Consider the following 18,656-nt stretch of genomic DNA (forward strand, 5'->3'; position numbering starts at 1 on the left):
GAAAGTCTCCTTTTATCAAGATGGAATACGGTCGGCTTTTTTCATCAACTCTTCAAAATACGCAAAAAACTGATCCCTGTCGACTTGATCGACGACTTTGACCATTCTGCCGTGAGGATGCTCTTCTGTCGTTCCTTGGCGCGGGCTTTTCGTATGGACAACCGCCTTGACGGTGCGTGAGCGTGTCATATCGACTGTGCCGAGCGTCAGCGTCGTCAGCACATCCCAAAGGTAGTATGTCGAATTCGTCTCGTTATGGACAAGCGGCGGACACATCGCATAGCACTGGCCGATAAAATCGATCCCAACATGCTTTCTAAGGCTCGCCCAATGGGAGCGGATATCGTTTGTCAATGGCACCTGGTTCGTGCTTTCAAGCGCGACCATTTCGATCTGAATATCGCGTTCGAACACCGTCTTGACGCTGTAAGGGTCCCAAAAGGCGTTCCATTCCGCCGTCCCGTCGTGCTCAGGCTCTTCCACATTCCCTTTCTCAAGGAAGGTGCCGCCCATCCAGACAAGTTTGGCAATGTGCTTGATGATCGCCGGTTCTTCCTCAAGCGCCCTCGCCAAGTCTGTCAGCGGGCCGGTGAACAGCAGCGTCACCGGTTCGGGGCTCTGTTTGACACATTCAATCAGATGGAGGTGAGCGGGCAGGTCTGACACAGGGGTCCGGACTTCGCCTTTTTCATTTAAAAGCGGCAGGGCGTCGACATAAAAAGCGTGCATGCGCCACTCCTTCGGAAACGGATGCACCCCTCTCGAATCGGATGCCGCAGTCTCGACCTGGTACGAACCGAAGCGGTCAATGATTTTTCGACTGGCACTGAGAGCCGGCTCCAAATAGCAATCCGCCGGTATGACGGATGTTCCGATCAATTTGATATCTTCCATCTGCAATAGCAGAAATAAAGAAACGAGATCATCGACGCCTCCGTCATGGTTAAAATAAACGGGCTTTTTCACAGCAACAGCTCCTTTTTTCTTAATATTGATTATTTTACATCAATTAGATCCCGAAGTCTTTTTTACCATGAATTAGGGCATTTTATCTAAAATTAAACAAATAATAAAACCCATTTTGTTGCGATTTTTTCAACAACTAGTATAATTAAAGGTTGTTGGTAAAGAAATGATACGGATACTCTAATAGGATGATGAAAACATGAAACGTGCACGAATCATATACAATCCGACTTCCGGTCGTGAACTATTCAAAAAAAACCTTGCCCAAGTTCTGCAGAAGTTCGAGCAGGCAGGCTATGAAACGTCATGCCATGCGACAACAGGGGAAGGGGATGCCGTACAGGCCGCCAGACATGCCGCTGAGCGAGAATTTGACTTAATTGTTGCGGCCGGAGGAGACGGCACATTAAATGAAGTCATCAATGGACTGGCGCCGTTGGAACACCGCCCCAAGCTCGGAGTCATTCCGGTCGGAACGACGAATGACTTTGCGAGAGCGCTCGGCATTCCGCGCGAGGATATTTTAAAGGCGGCTGACACAATAATAGAGGGAGAAGCCCGTCCGATTGACATCGGCCGCGTCAACGGCCAATATTTCATCAATATTGCCGGCGGCGGACGCCTCACAGAACTGACATATGACGTACCAAGCAAATTAAAGACGATGCTCGGCCACCTCGCCTATTATTTGAAAGGAATGGAAATGCTCCTTCCTTCACTGAGGCCGACCGAGGTTGAAATCGAATACGACGGTAAGCTGTTTGAAGGAGAAGTGATGCTGTTTCTCGTCATGCTGACGAACTCCGTCGGCGGCTTTGAGAAGCTCGCTCCCGACTCAAGCTTGAACGACGGCATGTTTGACCTCGTCATTTTAAAACGGGCAAACCTCGCCGAATTCATCAGACTTGTCGGACTTGCCCTCCGCGGCGAACACATCAATGACGAGCATGTCATCTACACGAAAGCGAACCGCGTCAAAGTGACGGTCAAAGACAAAATGCTCCTCAACCTTGACGGCGAGTACGGCGGCGAACTGCCGGGCGAATTCGAAAACCTTTATCGCCATATCGATGTCGTCATGTCAAAAGAAAAAGCGAGAAAATTGGATGAATGAACTTGGTCTAAAGAGCTGGCCAAGTTTTTCTTATAGCAGGTGAAAAAGATGAAACAAAAAGCCCCCGTTCAAAAAAATGAATATTACAATGTCGTATTTGAAGATTTAACACACGAAGGAGCAGGCGTCGCCAAAGTCGACGGCTTCCCGATTTTCGTGCCGAACGCGCTGCCTGACGAAAAGGCGCAAATCAAAGTGACCCGGGTCAAAAAAGGCTTCGCCTTCGGCCGTCTCATCGACTTGAAAGAAGAAAGCCGCTTTCGAACGGACGCCCCGTGCCCGATCTATAAGCAGTGCGGCGGCTGCCAGCTTCAGCACATCAACTACGAAGGCCAGCTTCTCTACAAGCAGAAGCAAGTCAAAGACGTGCTGGAGCGAATCGGCAAGCTCGATTTAAGCCGAATCACCGTCCACCCGACCCTCGGCATGGAAAACCCGTGGAACTACCGAAACAAAGCGCAGGTCCCTGTCGGGGAAAGAGAAGGCGGCCTGATCGCAGGCTTCTACCAGCAGCGCAGCCATGAAATCATCGACATGAACGAATGCCTGATCCAGCAGTCGGAAAACGACCGCGTCGTTCAAGCGATTAAAGAGATCTGCGGCAAATACGGCATCAAAGCGTACAACGAAGAACGCCACAAAGGCTGGCTCAGACACATCATGGTCAGATACGGCGCCGTCACAGGCGAAATGATGGTCGTCTTCATCACAAGGACAAACGACTTCCCGCACAAAGCGAAAATCGTCGAGGAGATCACCGCGGCATTCCCGCACGTCAAATCGATCGTCCAAAACATCAACCCGAAAAAAACAAACGTCATCTTCGGCGACGAAACAACCGTCATCTGGGGAGAAGAATACATTTACGACACCATCGGCGGCATCAAATTCGCCATCTCCGCCAGATCGTTCTACCAAGTCAACCCCCAGCAAACGAAAGTGCTCTACGACAAAGCGCTTGAATACGCCGAACTGAACGGCGAAGAAACCGTCATCGACGCGTACTGCGGCATTGGCACGATTTCGTTGTTTTTAGCGAAGCAGGCGAAGAAAGTGTACGGCGTTGAGATTGTACCGGAAGCGATTGAGGACGCGAAGCGGAATGCTGAGTTGAACGGTATTGAGAACGCTGAGTTTGAAGTTGGCGAAGCTGAGGTCGTGATTCCGAAGTGGTATAAGGAAGGTATCAAGGCTGATACGCTTGTGGTTGACCCGCCGCGCAAAGGCTGCGATGAGGCATTGCTGCGGACGATTATTGAGATGAAGCCGAAGCGTGTGGTGTATGTGTCGTGCAACCCAGGGACTTTGGCGCGTGATTTGCGGGTGCTGGAGGATGGCGGGTATGCGACGCTTGAAGTGCAGCCTGTTGATATGTTTCCGCATACGGCGCATGTGGAGTGTTGTGTGTTGTTAAAATTGATCAAATAAAATAGCAGATGGGATCGAGAATCATTAAAAGATTCCTCGAGTTGCCATCTGCTTTTATTTCCATAATAAATAGGTGAAGAGTTTCTGAAGTTAATCCTTGAAATTCAAATGCATACAGCTATTGTTTTACTTCATTGAATATCAATTTATCATAGCCTGCTTTTGAGGTTTTTTTGTTAATAAACAAATTGAGAGACTTCTTTTTCTTTTGTTTCAGTTGGACAAACTCCTTCTCAAAGTCTCCAAATTGCCTTTCTGACTTCCCTTTCTGTTGATTCAGTTTCGTTTCAAGTATTTGAAAAATATCCTATTTATTCAATGCGAAGGTTGAATTTTTTAAGTCATTAATAGCTAGTTTTTAAATCAGATTCTTAAATAATTGATTATTTCATGCTTTTTTATACCATGTTTGTTGTAATTCCCGAACATATAACCCTCAAAGCTTTTTTTATAGTACATTCCAAATCCACACTTTTCATAGTAAGCAGTATTAGTTAAACAGGTACATTTCTGCCTGAGGATGGGGCCTTTTCTACTCCTCATTAATTGTTGGACAGATTTAAATTTTCTAGTCGTGGTCCGTCCTTGAACCAAACCCAATGTAATGTGGCTTCCTCTAGAATTACCTAACTAATGCCACTTATCAATAGGTTTATTAGAGGAACTGATCGTAATGAGCCTTTCTTTACCATTGAATGCCCAATTGAATAAGATTAAAATAAGAAATAAGTAAAATCTAGGCTAGAAGGTGAATTGTATGACGTTAAAGTTGTTCTACCGCACGCAGAGAGATTTGGCTATAGGATTGAACAAGCTCATTGATTCCTATTGGCAAAATAAAATTCTAGAAAATGAACTGATAGAAGGAATTAAAAACTTGTATGAGAATAATCAAGAAAAACTAATAAAAAATAATCAGTTTACAAAAGTTGTTCAGCAGCAATGTGGAAAAAGACGATTAGCTGTTGTTGAAAAAATATTAGAAATAAGGCAGGAAAATAGTCCTGTCTGAAAGGTTTGATTGCATGACAATGAATTTAGAATATTCTTCAAGCTTGAATGGGGCGTCCTTTTTACTTTTTGAGTTAAAACAGGTTGTAAAGTTGAAACAACAGGGCTTAGCCAAAGATGAAATAAGAAAAAAAGTAAAAGAAGAAAATCTGTTTCAATTTAATAACCAAGGAAGAATCAATAGAGCACTGCCATCCGTTATGAAAAGGGCAGAAGTTATTGATGAAACGCTTGCATCTTTATTGTTGGAAGGGTCTATTGAAACTGGGAGAACCCTTAATCTATATGCCATTATGAAGACTGATTTGCTGTTCTTCGAGTTCATGGATGAGGTAATAGGGGAAAAGCTACATAATAATGATTACCTCATAGAGAAGAAGGACATTAATCTCTTCTTTTCTTCTAAAGCAGAGCAAAGTGAGAAGGTAGCTAGTTGGAGTGATATTAATGTTGAAAAGTTAAAACGTGCCTACATCCAAGTATTATATGAAGGCGGTATTTTAAGAAACAGGAAGAGTAAAGAACTAAATAAGCTAATTATTGATGAACCGATAAAAAATTATCTTACTCAAATTGGCGATTCTCGTTATGTACATGCTATGGGTGAGTAGGAGGTGACAGAATGAGTAACTTGAAAGCTAGGGCTGATAAAATTATTGATAAAATTAAAGAAGATAAATTTATCGAAGGTCGTGGTTTGGGCAACGAAATTAGCTTTTATGTGTTTGACTACGAACCGAATCAGGAGCTTTATATCAGAGATTACGTTAAACGGATCAAAAGACAATTGAACTATGAAGGATCAAATCGAAGAGTAATCGAGTTTGATTTGTACAAGATGCTCATTGATATTACAAAGGAAAAAAGAATTTTTGATCGCATTTTTTTAATGGAAGAACGTCAAGGCAGAGAAGCATTGTTTAAAGCGATGACAACATTTGCTAAACCTGAGGTATTTCTAAATAAAATTAAGGAACAAGTGGATGACTATAATGTGGTTTTTATCACAGGAATAGGGAAGGTTTACCCATTTGTTAGGTCTCACAATATCTTAAATAATTTGCAAGAAGTTTTGGACAATATACCTGTAATCATGTTTTTTCCAGGTAAATATGATGGTCAGTCATTAAAATTGTTTGGAAAGTTTAAGGATGATAACTATTACCGAGCATTCCGATTAGTTGATTAATGAATCAGGGGGAATTTAGATGATTATTAAAGATATGTTTCAAAAAGACATTGAACGTGATATTCGTGGGGTCATTAAAGTAGCTCAACAAGATGAAGGTAATATTTATCAGGAATTGGACGAGTATGTTGTTACCCGTGAGCTGCAAAAACACCTTTCTAAGTTTTATGAGAACTATCAAAAAGGGATTAATGGTGTAACAGATAAGATGGGTGTATGGATTTCTGGATTCTTTGGTTCCGGTAAATCACACTTTCTAAAAATCCTTGCTTACTTGCTTGAAAATAAGAAGGTAAAAGGTAAGCAAGCAATTGATTTCTTTCAAGAAAAAGTACAAGACCCTCTTGTATATGCGAATATGCAAAGAACGGCTGATGTGGGAACAGAAGTCATTCTGTTCAACATAGATTCAAAAGGTTCACTTGATAACAAATCAAAAGAAGACGCAATTCTCCGTGTCTTTATGAAGGTTTTTTATGAGCATCGTGGTTATTACGGAGATATACCCGGTGTTGCAGAGATGGAGAAGTATCTGGATAAACAGGGAGTCTATGAGGCATTTAAAGCCGAATTTAAGTCATTAGCTGGTGAATCGTGGGAAGAACGTCGTAATAGTTTTTACTTTGATGCGGATTTTGTCATTGGTGCTTTAACGAAAGTAACTGATATGACGGAAGAGTCTGCTCGAAATTGGTTTGAGAACGGTGTAAATAATTTCGAAATCAGTATTGAAAAGTTTGCGAAAGACGTAAATGAGTACATCAATAGTAAGGGGGAAAACTTCCACCTTATCTTTCTAGTGGATGAGATAGGCCAATACATTGGTGATAACCGTAGTTTGATGCTGAACCTGCAGACAGTTGCTGAAGATATTGGAACCCATTGTAAGGGTAAGGTTTGGATTATGGTTACTTCCCAAGAAAGTATTGATAGCATAATTAAAGTCAAAGGTGATGATTTCTCCCGTATCCAAGGTCGATTCGATACAAGACTTTCTCTTTCATCCATCTCGGTTGATGAAGTTATCAAAAAACGTATCCTATTGAAAAAAGACTTTGCTAATGACAAATTGAAGGTCCTTTATCCTGAAAAAAGTGCGATTTTAAAGAACTTAATTAGTTTCCGAGAAAGCACAGCGGATTTACGTGGTTACGACAATGAGCAGGAATTTGCAGATGTTTACCCTTTTATCCCGTACCAATTCAAGTTATTACAAAACGTATTCGAACAAGTGCGTAAACACGGCTCCTCTGGTAAACATTTATCAGAAGGGGAACGATCCATGTTATCGGCATTTAAAGAGGCTGGACTTCATTATAAAAATGCTGAGGAAGGTACGCTTATTCCTTTCTATGCCTTCTATGATACAATAAAAGAATTTCTTAATCCATCCATTTCAAGAGTAATTGAGGGTGCATATGAAAATCCTGCTTTAAAAGATGATGACTTTAACATTGATCTTTTAAAGGTTCTGTTCATGATTAAATATGTAAAAGAACTGCCAGCAAATCTCGATAATATTGCTACTCTAATGGTTACACATATTGATGAGGATAAGTTACAGCTTAAAGAGAAAATTAAAGTTTCTTTACGTAAGCTAATATCCCAAACGTTGGTACAGAAAAATGGGGATAATTTTATCTTTTTAACAGATGATGAACAAGACATCAATAGGGAAATCAAATCCCTTAATATTGATGAAGACATCGTTAAGCGGGAGTTAGCAAACTACATCTTCCAAGACCTATATGATGAAAAGCGTTTCCGTTACAGTAGTGAATACTCATTTACATACAATCAAAAAATGGATGAGAAAAACTATGGGAATCAGACATCCAATATAGGAATGCAAATTCTTTCTCCTTTATCAGACCATTACCATAAGTCCGAGCAAGAATTAATGATGATGACTTCAGGTAACGGGGAAATGATTATTAAACTTGGTGGTAATGAGGCATATATTGAGGAAATCGGTGAAGCATTACGTATTGAGGAGTTCCGAAAGAAAACGAATATTACGCAACTTCCTGAAAACATTCAAAATATCTTTAATAATAAACAAGCAGAAGTTCGTGAACGCCGAAGAAGGGTTCGTGAGCTTTTGGAGGAAGCCATTAAGGACAGTGCTTTCTTTATCAATGGTGATAAAGCAGAAATAAAAGGATCTACTGTTCGTGAGAAAGTGAATGCTGCCTTCACAATGCTAGTCGATAATGTCTATACAAAACTCAGTTATATAAAGGAACATTTAGATAATGAGAGGGCCTTAATTTCAATCCTTGCTTCAAATGATGAACAATTGTCTTTTGAAGAAACTTTGAAGGTAAATTCAAATGAGTTGGCTAAGCGGGAAGTATCTGATTTTATCAGTTTACAAGACGACTTGAAAAAGCAGGTGCGAATTAAGATTTTATTCGACCGTTTCGGAGACAAGCCGTATGGTTGGAAGACGCTTGATATAGCAGGAATAATTGCACAATTATTAAAAGAACAACGTATTCGAATTCGGTATAATGCAGAATACTTGGAACCTGAAGATAATGTTAATACACTTGTAACGATTTTTACAAAGACACAGGAAGCCGACAAAGCGATTGTGTTGAAGAGGGTTAAAGTTGACGAAAAATTAATTAAAACAGCTAAAAGTATTTGTAAAGATGTTTTCAATAAAACAGATTTAGCTGATGATGAAGATGGACTATTGAAGGACATTCGAGTATTTATTGAAAAACAGATAGACGAAATTAAGGGATATAAAGCCCGTTATGAAGGTAGAAAGTATCCTGGTATGAGCCTACTTGACAAAGGATTAGAATACTTTGAGCAGCTCCACAGTGGCTTAGACAATGTATCTTATTTCAATAAGTTGAAGGAATTAGAAGATGATTTGCTTGATTGGGAAGAGGATATTGTCTATGTCAAAAGTTTCTTCGATACTGATCAGAAAAAGATCTTTGATGATGGATTGGAAGCCTTACGAAAATATGATGAAAGTAAATCCTATTTGATAGGTGCAGAGGTAGAAGGAGTTATTAATAAGCTCCAGTCTATACTTCAGGATCCTATACCTTACAAAAAGATTAAGGACATTCCAGAGCTCATTCATGCAATGGATGAACAAATATATAGTGTCCTTAATGAGAAGCGAGAAAACGCTCAAAAAAAATTAAAAGATGATAGTGATTACTTATCATTATTGACATCACAATATGGTGTATCCAACGAAACTAAAGAAAGAGTAAATCGTTACTATCAAGAACTTAATGCGAATATAGATACTTTTACAGATATTTATAAAGTTGATGCAACAGTTTCACAAAGTACGAGCTTCAAGGAAAAAATGGAAGGGTATATCGAGCGGGAGATTGCAGAATGGAGACGTAAAAAAGAAGAGGAAGAAAGAAAACTTCCTGGTGGTGAAGTGATTGAACCGCCTGTAGAGCCGACCATTCAAAAGCAACCAGTAAAGGTAACAAAGCTGGTCAATGTGAAAACATTAACTACAGAAGATGATGTCGATAAGTACATCAACGCCCTTTCAACAAAGTTAAAACGAATTATTAAAGAAAATAAACAAATTGAGTTTGTAGAGTAATTGAGGTGAATTGGATGAATAAAACTGCACTCAAGACTTTTGCTACGAATGCACGCAGAGAGTTGTTGAAAAAAGTCGAAGCAAGGGCCATGAAAATAGGAATTACAGAAGATAATATAAAAAAAGCGGACATTGAAAGCTCGGATGCCATCTTTATTGATGGCAGACAGCTTTCAAAGGAAGAAAAGACTCAAAGAGATCGGTTAATTGATCGTATTAAACAAATTGGGTTTAAGCGAGTGATGGAGGAAGTTTCTTATACTTGGTTTAACCGTTTCACTGCTTTACGCTTTATGGAGGTAAATGATCATTTACCAACCAAAGTAAGGGTGCTATCTTCTACTAATGCAGATAGCACCGAGCCAGACATGATGAAAGAAGTACTATCATTAGATTTAGATTTGGATAAGGAATATATCTATAATCTAAAGATGAATAATAGTTCAGAGGAATTGTTCAAATACCTTATAATCAAGCATTGTAACGACTTAAATCGTTATATGCCATTCATGTTTGAAACAATTGATGATTATTCTGAAATTCTATTTCCAGAAGGCCTTCTAGCTACCGATTCCTTTTTACGCTACATGACCAATACTGAAGTTATACCAGAGGATAATTGGAAAGAAATTGAAGTTATAGGCTGGCTCTATCAATATTATATTGCTGAGGAAAAAGATAGAGTTTTTAAAGAGAAAAAGAAGTATAAAGCAGAAGAAATTCCATTTGCTACTCAGTTATTTACTCCTGATTGGATTGTTCGCTATATGGTGCAAAATTCACTTGGACGTTATTGGGTAGAAGCACATCCTGAACATCGGGAATTACTTAATGATTGGGAATTTTATTTGGAATATGAACAAGAAGATTTTCAGGATAAAATCGCTCCGTTTGTGAATAAAGAACTCAATGTGGAAGAAATTAAATGCTTTGACCCAGCAATGGGAAGTGGACACATTCTTGTTTACGCATTTGATGTCTTTTATGAGATTTACAGTAAGTGCGGGTATATGGAAAGAGAAATTCCGAGACTTATTATTGAAAACAACTTGTATGGGTTAGACATAGATGATCGTGCATATCAATTAGCTTGTTTCTCCGTGGTTATGAAAGCATTGAAGTACAATCGGAGATTTTTGAGAAACATAGAACGAGATGGACTGAAACTTAACTTGGCATCGGTACAAGAGACCAATTCAATTAATGAGGAGGATATTGCTTATTTTGCAGGGGAACAAAGTGGTGAAAACTATCAGAAATCAAAAGCATTTATTGATCAATTTCGAGATGGTAAAACATTAGGCTCCATAATTAAAGTAACAGAAAAGGATATAGCATTAATACAGGAAAGACTTGAAAAAATAAATGCTTCCCCTGCTATAGATCTCTTTGGAATAGAAAAAAGAGAAAAAATATTATCCTTGTTTCCGAAGTTAATTAAACAAAATCAAATTATGGGGCAGAAATATGAGGTTTTAGTAACTAACCCCCCCTATATGGGGTCAAGATACATGAACCCAATTTTATCTAAATATTTGAATACGTATTATCCAAATTCAAAAAGTGATTTATTTGCTACCTTTATGGAGTTGGATCATTACCTAAAAGAGTTTAGCTTTTATGCGTCTATAAATCAACACGCCTGGATGTTTTTATCAAGTTTTGAAAAATTAAGAGAAAGTATTATCGCCAATAAATCTATTGAAAATATGTTGCATCTCGGTTCAAGAGCTTTTGAGGAGATTGGTGGAGAAGTAGTTCAATCCGCCGCTTTTGTACTAAGGAATTTGAAGATTGAAAGTAAACAAGGAGTGTATATAAGGTTATTAGACCAAAGAACAGCTACAGAAAAGAAGGATAAAGCGATTGAAGCGGTTCAAAATCCTAGTATTCCTTTTAGGTATCAATTTAAACAAGAATATTTCGGCAAAATTCCTGGATCTCCCATTGTATATTGGTCCACACAAAGAGTTAGAGACATTTTCAATAATGAAAGTAAGCTAAGCGATATTGCAGATCCTAAAACTGGTATACAAACTGGAAACAATAATGTATTTCTTAGGAATTGGTTCGAAGTATCAATTCAAAAGGTTGGACTTGAAATGAGCGGTTTCTCTGACATTAACAAGTATGGGTATAAGTGGTTCCCCTATAATAAAGGAGGGGAATTTAGAAAGTGGTATGGCAATAATGACGTCGTAATAAATATGGAAAATGAAGGAGAGGGAATTAAAAACTTCAGTAAAAAAAGTAATTATAGGTTAAGAGAACCAAGATTATATTTTAAAGAAGCAATAACCTGGTCATTTATAAGTTCATCAAGGTTTGGTGTACGTTATTCTCCTCCTGGGTTCTTATTTGATGTTGCGGGATCTTCCGTATTTCCGAAGAAAGAAGATACATTGTATTTAACTGCATTTCTTTGTAGCAAATTAGCCTTTGAATTTTTGAAATTACAAAACCCTACTCTAAATTTTCAGGTCGAAAATATAGCAAAACTTCCAATTATTATAGATGTGGAGGAAAGTTTGAAAAAGCAAATCGATCAACTAAGTCAAGAATGTATACAAATATCAAAAAATGATTGGAATTCCTTCGAAACATCATGGGAATTTAAGAAGCATCCTTTAATTTCGATGAATAAGTTTAGTGTTCAAGATAGTTTTAAAAACTGGAAGGATATCCAAGAAGAACGATTTTTCCAATTAAAGTCTAAAGAGGAAAAGCTAAACGAATTATTCATTGATATATACAGCTTGAATAATGAGATTTCTCCAATTGTAGAAGATGATGATATAACTATTAATAAATCTGATTTAGAACGGGATATAAAAAGTCTCATTTCTTATGCAGTTGGATGTTCATTCGGTCGCTATTCACTAGATGAAGATGGTCTTGTTTATGCTGGCGGTGAATTTGACCATTCAAGATATAAGACATTCAAAGCAGATAAGGATAATATTCTTTCTGTTCTTCCAGGTTCTTATTTTGAAGATGACATTGTTTCAAGATTTATTGATTTTATCCGAGTTACTTTTGGAGAGGAGACTCTTTCTGAAAATCTTGAATTTATAACGGGTGCACTTGGTAGAAAGAAGGGTGAAACACCTAAAGAAACTTTGCGTCGTTATTTCTTAAATGATTTTTATAAAGACCATCTAAAGACATATAGCAAGCGACCAATTTATTGGTTATTTACTTCTGGTAAAGAAAAGGCATTTAACTGCATTATTTACATGCACCGTTATGATAAAACAACTTTATCCCGGATTCGAACAGATTATTTACATGACTATCAGATACGTTTAGATGCAGAAAAGGAAGACTTGCTTAATATCATTGAAGGGGATTCAACAGCCAAAGAAATTAGTAATGCAAAGAAAGAGTTAAAAGCCCTTGATAAGAAAATTGAAGAGTTGAAAGCATATGATGAGCTACTTCATCATATGGCTGATATGCAAATTGAAATAGATTTAGATGATGGAGTTAAAGTTAATTATGAAAAATTTAAAGGACTTGTCGCAAAATTATAATTAACTTTTTGAGGATACATCGGCGTTTTGCTGTTGTATCTTTGCACTATAATGGTAGTAGAAGGTAGGTGAAGGAAATGAACATAAATCAAATTGAGGCTGCGTTATCAGATATATTTAATGAACCATTAAAAGATGGGGAACAACGGAAGATTGTGTTCTGGGTGGATAAGGATAATGAGTTCACTGAGGACATTGAGCATCTAAACGTTGATAAAGTAAAGGTTCATACGCTTACTGATCGTAACCAGTTCCAGACAAAGTATTTACTTGAAGAAGAAGATCCAGTGTCTTCTTACTTGATTTATACAAATACGGAGTTGGGTGTGGAAGACAACTGGTTAGCAGATACATTTTTTTATTCAAAAACATTCTATGCAGATCGAATTTCACTTATATTAAGTGAATTGAATATAGACCCATCACTTCGAGCAGTTATCAAAAAGTATGAACGTTTCTTTAATAATAAGGACCGTTTTAGAAAGTTTTCAGCATTAAATATAGAAACCTATTCAGAGCAAATAATTGAACTTTCTATTATGAGTGTCTTATGCAACGTTAAAACTCCAGATTTTGAAGAAGTTTTAAAGGCTGTGTTAATGGACACGCTGGAGGGCAATGAGAATAAATACTTATTCCTTATGGAAAAGTTTTTTGATATTGACGTATTCTGGAATTATGTTTCTATTCACTACGGTTATGAACGGGAGAAGAAAAGTCTAAAAACATTGTTCATCCATCTAGTAGTAACGGCATTCAGTCAATTGGTTGGAGAAGAAAATCTAAATGAGCTTAATGATTTTATTTCAAATCGAAATAAAACAAATGCTGTTGTGTTTATTGACCATTGGATGCACCATAAGACTGACTATGTGGTATTTGATGAATACGCTAAAATGATTGAGCAGGAAATCCAACTTTCGAACATTATCAATCATTTACCTTTTGAATCATTTAAACAGGCGGATACTTTTCCATATATCGACCGAGCAATCATCATTTATATAGCTAATGGGTTGGTTACACAGCTTGAGGATTATGAAGAATACACGAAACTTATTAAATTGAGAAGAGCTAAGCATTACTATGATAAATTTGCTTCCATATATGAGGCACTTTACTATACTGTTAAAATTCATGAGTTTTACAAAGAACATCGTCAAGGTATCCCACAAGGACGGGCTATTGATTTGTATCAAGCATATGTAAATGACTATCATTTAATGGATACATATTACCGTAAGTTTTATGTGGCTTATGATGAAGAAAGTAATCATGATCTATTGAAAAAATTAAAAATGCTGGTAGAAAATCTATATACAAACTGGTATATGGGTGAGTTGAGTTCCCATTGGTCCCAAGCGGTTGAGTCTGAAATGACACAGGACTGGTCATTACCAGGAATTAAAAATCAGCAAGACTTTTATTCTACTTTCATTGATTCTAAAGTTAGAAGTGGGGAACGAGTTTTTGTTATTGTTTCGGATGCAATGCGTTATGAAATAGGTGTTGAGTTGGCTGAACGCCTTAATACAGAGACTATGGGTGTTTGTGATGTGGAAACATTACTCGGTGTTGTGCCTTCAGTTACAAAAATTGGAATGTCATCACTCCTACCACACAATGAAATTGACATAGATACAAATGCTAGGGTATTTGTTGATCGAAAAGATTCCTCTGGTTTGGAAAATCGGAAAAAGATTATTGAATCAAAGGTGGCTGAAAGCATTGGTGTTCATTTTCAAGATGTACTAGCAATGAATAAAGCAGGAAGAAGAGAAACCTTTAAGGGTAAAAAACTCATATACATCTATCACGATACGATTGATGCAATGGGAGATAAGGCTTCAACAGAAGTTTATACATTTAATGCTGTTGAAACTTCATTAAACCAATTGTATGACTTAGTTAAAATTATTCGGGATGATTTGAGTGGAACAAATGTGTTTATTACTGCCGATCATGGTTTCCTTTACCAAAGGGATGAATTAGAAGAAAGTGATAAGATTGGACAAGATTCAATAGATAGGATTGAAGTTAAACGTCGCTATATACTTTCAAAGGATCAGCGTGAAGTATCAGGACAATTAGCTATCAACCTGTCATCCATAATAAAAAATGAGCAGCAATTAACAGCATATTTGCCAAAGGCAACACTCAGATACAAAATGCAAGGCTCAGGTATTAATTTTGTTCATGGTGGTGCAAGTCTGCAAGAGATTGTCGTCCCACTCTTATCGTTTAAAAACAAACGTACTGGACAAAAAGGTGCCAAGGTAATTAAAAAAGTTGATATTAAACTTACAAATACAACCCGTAAGATAACAAATAGCATTTTTAATCTTGAATTTTTCCAAACCGAAAAGGTGGAAGACAAGATAACCCCTCGAACAGTTGTCATCTATATGGCTGATGAGGAGGGAAATGTAATATCTAACGAGGAAACGATTATAGGAGATCGCCCCTTTGATAATCCTGCTGATCGGACTTTCAAAATAAGGTTTGTATTAAAGAGCATTCCTTATGATCGAAATAAAACATATTATTTAACCATAAAGGATACTGAGACAGGTGTTGTAGTGGAAAAAATACCATTTAACATCAAATTGGGTATTATTAGCGACTTCGATTTTTAATAGGGAGGTGGACCGTGAGTGAAAGAAAGAGCGAATGAAGGAATAACTGTTGATTTAGATAAAAAGTTGAATGACGTTTTTGCTGGAAGAGTTGTACGTAAAGATTTAACGACCCTTATTAAAGAGGGAGCGAACGTTCCAGTATACGTGCTCGAGTATTTACTAGGGATGTATGCTGCAACTGACGATGAGGACAGTATTCGTGAAGGCCTTGAACGGGTGAAGAAAATTCTATCTGAAAACTTTGTTCGTCCTGATGAGGCGGAAAAGATAAAATCACGCATTCGGGAATATGGCCAATACTCTGTTATTGACAAGGTAACAGTTGCATTAAATCCCAAAATTGATACTTATGAAGCGGAGTTTTCAAACCTTGGTTTAAAAGGTGTTCCCATTTCATCCATGTATGTGAAAGAGTTTGATAAGCTCCTTGTCGGTGGCATATGGTGTATGGTCAAAGTTGATTATTTTTATGATGAAGAGGTTCGTAACTCAAACCCCTTTAATGTTAGTAGCTTACAACCAATTCAAATGCCAAATATGGACATTCAAGAGGTATTTGATGGGAGAAAGAGCTTCACAAAATATGAATGGATTGATGTCTTAATTCGTTCAGTAGGAATGGAACCAACGCAACTAGAAGAGCGGGTAAAGTGGCATTTGTTACTGCGGTTGGTTCCCCTTGTAGAAAATAATTACAATATGTGTGAACTGGGGCCTCGTGGTACAGGAAAATCTCATGTGTATAAGGAGTTATCACCGAATTCGATTCTCGTCTCGGGTGGACAAACAACCGTAGCAAATCTATTTTATAATATGTCTACAAGAAAAGTAGGTCTTGTCGGGATGTGGGATTGTGTTACTTTTGATGAGGTTGCGGGTATCCGTTTTAAAGATAAAGACGGCATTCAAATTATGAAGGATTACATGGCATCAGGTTCTTTTGCTAGAGGTAAAGAAGAAAAGAATGCTTCTGCTTCCATGGTATTTGTCGGCAATATCAATCAAAGTGTGGACACACTAATTAAAACATCACACTTGTTTGCACCATTCCCTGAAGAAATGGCAAATGATTCGGCATTCTTTGATCGGATGCACTATTACCTTCCTGGTTGGGAGATTCCGAAAATGCGACCTGATATTATCACTAAAAAATATGGATTTATTGTTGATTATCTTGCAGAATTTTTTCGTGAAATGCGTAAACGTACATTCAGTGATGCAATTAATCGCTATTTCAAGTTAGGTAATAATTTAAACCAGCGTGATACGAATGCGGTAAAGAGAACTGTTTCTGGAATGTTAAAGCTCCTTTATCCACATGGAGATTTTACAAAAGAAGAATTAAGTGAGGTACTGGAGTATGCACTTGAGGGCCGTCGACGTGTTAAGGAACAGTTAAAGAAAATTGGTGGAATGGAGTTTTATGATGTGATGTTCTCTTATATAGATAAGGAAACGTTAGAAGAACATTACGTATCAGTCCCAGAACAAGGTGGAGGTAAACTGATTCCAGAAGGTATGGGTAAACCAGGACATGTTTACGTTGCTGGACATAGCCATTCTGGAATGATTGGCATTTATAAGCTCGAAAATCAAGTTGTTAGTGGAACCGGTAAATTTGATAAATCAGGTGTTGGTTCAAACCGTGATGCAAAGGAAAGCCTTGATACAGCATTTCGTTTCTTTACTGCTAATAGTAAAAGTATTAGTAATACGATTAGTACCAAAACAAAAGACTATCTCATGCACATAAGTGATCTGCAAGGAATTGGCCTAACGGATGAGTTAGCGATTGCTGAATTAATTGGTCTTTGCTCAGGAGCGTTGGGAAAGCCAACGCAGGAGAGTTTAGTCGTTATTGGTAATATGACAGTCGGGGGTACTATTTCCAAAGTTGAAGGATTTGCAAATACTTTACAAGTATGTGTAGATGCTGGGTCCAAGAAAGTGTTAATACCTGCAGCATCGGTTATGGACTTGCAGACAGTTCCATCAGATTTATTGGTAAAAGTGCAGCCAGTTTTTTATTCTGATCCGATAGATGCGGTGTTTAAGGCACTAGGTGTGAGCTAAAGATTTAAAAACAAGAATATGATATTCTTCAGATTCTGCGAATTTTGTGGTGAATAGAGTATATATGAAATAAAAGAAATAACAAAAGAACAAGGAACTTAATACACAGTTCCTTGTTTCCGCTTGGAAAACAATACAACTTTTCAATACAACTTTTAATTTCACTTCCTTTTGTAAAGAAAGTGAAGTTAAAGAGAATAAATATTTACATTGACTAAACCGTCAAATATGGAGCCCCCTCTTATTCCAAAGAATTTTTGGCTTTTCCAAACGGATATAGAAAACAATCTTTGTAAATGAAGTATATATTATAGTGGATTTGGAAAATTACATTTTAAGAATGAAAGAAATAAAGAAAAATCTAAATTCGCTCCGATGGTAATTATTGGTTATATTGTCTGTTCTGAGCCATTATGGAACGCTTATTAAAACGACTAAATATAAAGAGAATAGATAGAGGAAGAAAAGCAATCTAAAAATTCACTCTGCGGGCCAGGTTAAGCTGTTGACAGATCTTATCCAACTAATTGACAAAAGGTAATTTATAAAAAAATACGCATTTGATAAGGTCATTTTAATAATAGATAACAATCTTAAAGGGAAAGAGGGGTTCGGCATGAGCAAGGTCGGTTCAGAAGTGGTTGCAGGGGTGTTGAACGATTCCATTTGGCAATTAAAAAGCATAAATATTGAACAGGCGAAGTCAATGTTTTGAGAATTAGAATGTGCTCGTTACTTCTCGTGCTTGATGAACTGTGTCGGATAATGCTTTGCTGCGAACGATGATTGAGATAAAGCCGAAGCGTGCAGATTATGTGTCTTGTAACCCTGTAACCTTGGCGCGCAATTTGCGGGTGCTTAAAGATCTTCATGATCGCTATTAGAAATAAATCGTAGGCCATTCGACCAAGAAATTTACTTTTTTAAGAAAAATAAAATAAATGTTGACGCTTTCATAAAACCGATATATACTTTAATCAAATCCAATATTGATAAATTAGACATGTGACTGGTCATGCAGGCAGGATCTAAAACCGATAAATTTTTTAATTTGTCGGTTTAGGTCCTTTTTTTATTGCCTAAATATAGGTCTCATGTTTCAGAAAAG

General features: G+C 37.5%; 10 protein-coding genes and 1 pseudogene. 10 read left to right on the plus strand and 1 reads right to left on the minus strand.

Annotation, left to right across the window (positions count from 1 at the left end; all coding sequences use genetic code 11):
- Positions 1 to 15: 15 nt before the first annotated feature.
- Positions 16 to 966 carry a nucleoside hydrolase gene (locus QMZ64_RS13490; protein WP_265627633.1) on the minus strand — a complete coding sequence of 317 codons (951 nt, stop codon included), beginning with the start codon at positions 964 to 966 and terminating at the stop codon, positions 16 to 18.
- A gap of 199 nt (positions 967 to 1,165) precedes the next feature.
- Between QMZ64_RS13490 and QMZ64_RS13495 the strand changes: the two genes are divergently transcribed.
- From QMZ64_RS13495 to QMZ64_RS23330, 10 genes and pseudogenes are all read left to right on the plus strand, one after another.
- Entirely contained in the window at positions 1,166 to 2,080 is a 915-nt protein-coding gene (locus tag QMZ64_RS13495; protein ID WP_301441367.1) for a diacylglycerol kinase, read from the plus strand.
- A 48-nt stretch (positions 2,081 to 2,128) separates the two neighbouring features.
- The gene (rlmD, locus tag QMZ64_RS13500; protein ID WP_301441368.1) at positions 2,129 to 3,508 is read left to right on the plus strand and encodes a 23S rRNA (uracil(1939)-C(5))-methyltransferase RlmD; all 1,380 of its coding nucleotides are present in this window, start codon (positions 2,129 to 2,131) and stop codon (positions 3,506 to 3,508) included.
- A gap of 757 nt (positions 3,509 to 4,265) precedes the next feature.
- The gene (locus QMZ64_RS13505) at positions 4,266 to 4,520 is read left to right on the plus strand and encodes a TIGR04540 family protein (RefSeq protein WP_265627630.1); all 255 of its coding nucleotides are present in this window, start codon (positions 4,266 to 4,268) and stop codon (positions 4,518 to 4,520) included.
- A 13-nt stretch (positions 4,521 to 4,533) separates the two neighbouring features.
- Positions 4,534 to 5,130, plus strand: coding sequence for a DUF1819 family protein (locus QMZ64_RS13510; RefSeq protein WP_265627629.1), 597 nt, complete (start codon positions 4,534 to 4,536; stop codon positions 5,128 to 5,130).
- 11 nt (positions 5,131 to 5,141) lie between these two features.
- Positions 5,142 to 5,708, plus strand: coding sequence for a DUF1788 domain-containing protein (locus tag QMZ64_RS13515; RefSeq protein WP_106071133.1), 567 nt, complete (start codon positions 5,142 to 5,144; stop codon positions 5,706 to 5,708).
- 19 nt (positions 5,709 to 5,727) lie between these two features.
- Positions 5,728 to 9,303 (plus strand): BREX system P-loop protein BrxC, encoded by a 3,576-nt coding sequence (gene brxC / locus QMZ64_RS13520; protein ID WP_265627628.1) that lies wholly within the window; start codon positions 5,728 to 5,730, stop codon positions 9,301 to 9,303.
- Positions 9,304 to 9,317: 14 nt separating this feature from the next.
- Positions 9,318 to 12,836 (plus strand): BREX-1 system adenine-specific DNA-methyltransferase PglX, encoded by a 3,519-nt coding sequence (gene pglX, locus QMZ64_RS13525; RefSeq protein ID WP_301441369.1) that lies wholly within the window; start codon positions 9,318 to 9,320, stop codon positions 12,834 to 12,836.
- A 77-nt stretch (positions 12,837 to 12,913) separates the two neighbouring features.
- Positions 12,914 to 15,472, plus strand: coding sequence for a BREX-1 system phosphatase PglZ type A (gene pglZ, locus QMZ64_RS13530; RefSeq protein WP_301441370.1), 2,559 nt, complete (start codon positions 12,914 to 12,916; stop codon positions 15,470 to 15,472).
- A gap of 18 nt (positions 15,473 to 15,490) precedes the next feature.
- Positions 15,491 to 17,548 (plus strand): protease Lon-related BREX system protein BrxL, encoded by a 2,058-nt coding sequence (brxL, locus tag QMZ64_RS13535; protein ID WP_301441371.1) that lies wholly within the window; start codon positions 15,491 to 15,493, stop codon positions 17,546 to 17,548.
- Positions 17,549 to 18,309: 761 nt separating this feature from the next.
- Positions 18,310 to 18,414, plus strand: a pseudogene (locus QMZ64_RS23330) (hypothetical protein); the annotation flags it as partial.
- Positions 18,415 to 18,656 lie beyond the last annotated feature (242 nt).

The organism is Bacillus sp. LB7 (assembly GCF_030449715.1).
GTDB classification, from domain to species: Bacteria; Bacillota; Bacilli; order Bacillales; family Bacillaceae; genus Bacillus; species Bacillus paralicheniformis.

Bases quoted from the DNA above. Each gene is read 5' to 3' on its own strand.
- QMZ64_RS13515 (WP_106071133.1), top strand. From the start codon at position 5,142: ATGAGTAACTTGAAAGCTAGGGCTGATAAAATTATTGATAAAATTAAA.
- pglX (WP_301441369.1), top strand. From the start codon at position 9,318: ATGAATAAAACTGCACTCAAGACTTTTGCTACGAATGCACGCAGAGAG.
- QMZ64_RS13510 (WP_265627629.1), top strand. From the start codon at position 4,534: ATGACAATGAATTTAGAATATTCTTCAAGCTTGAATGGGGCGTCCTTT.
- rlmD (WP_301441368.1), top strand. From the start codon at position 2,129: ATGAAACAAAAAGCCCCCGTTCAAAAAAATGAATATTACAATGTCGTA.
- brxC (WP_265627628.1), top strand. From the start codon at position 5,728: ATGATTATTAAAGATATGTTTCAAAAAGACATTGAACGTGATATTCGT.
- QMZ64_RS13505 (WP_265627630.1), top strand. From the start codon at position 4,266: ATGACGTTAAAGTTGTTCTACCGCACGCAGAGAGATTTGGCTATAGGA.
- QMZ64_RS13495 (WP_301441367.1), top strand. From the start codon at position 1,166: ATGAAACGTGCACGAATCATATACAATCCGACTTCCGGTCGTGAACTA.
- pglZ (WP_301441370.1), top strand. From the start codon at position 12,914: ATGAACATAAATCAAATTGAGGCTGCGTTATCAGATATATTTAATGAA.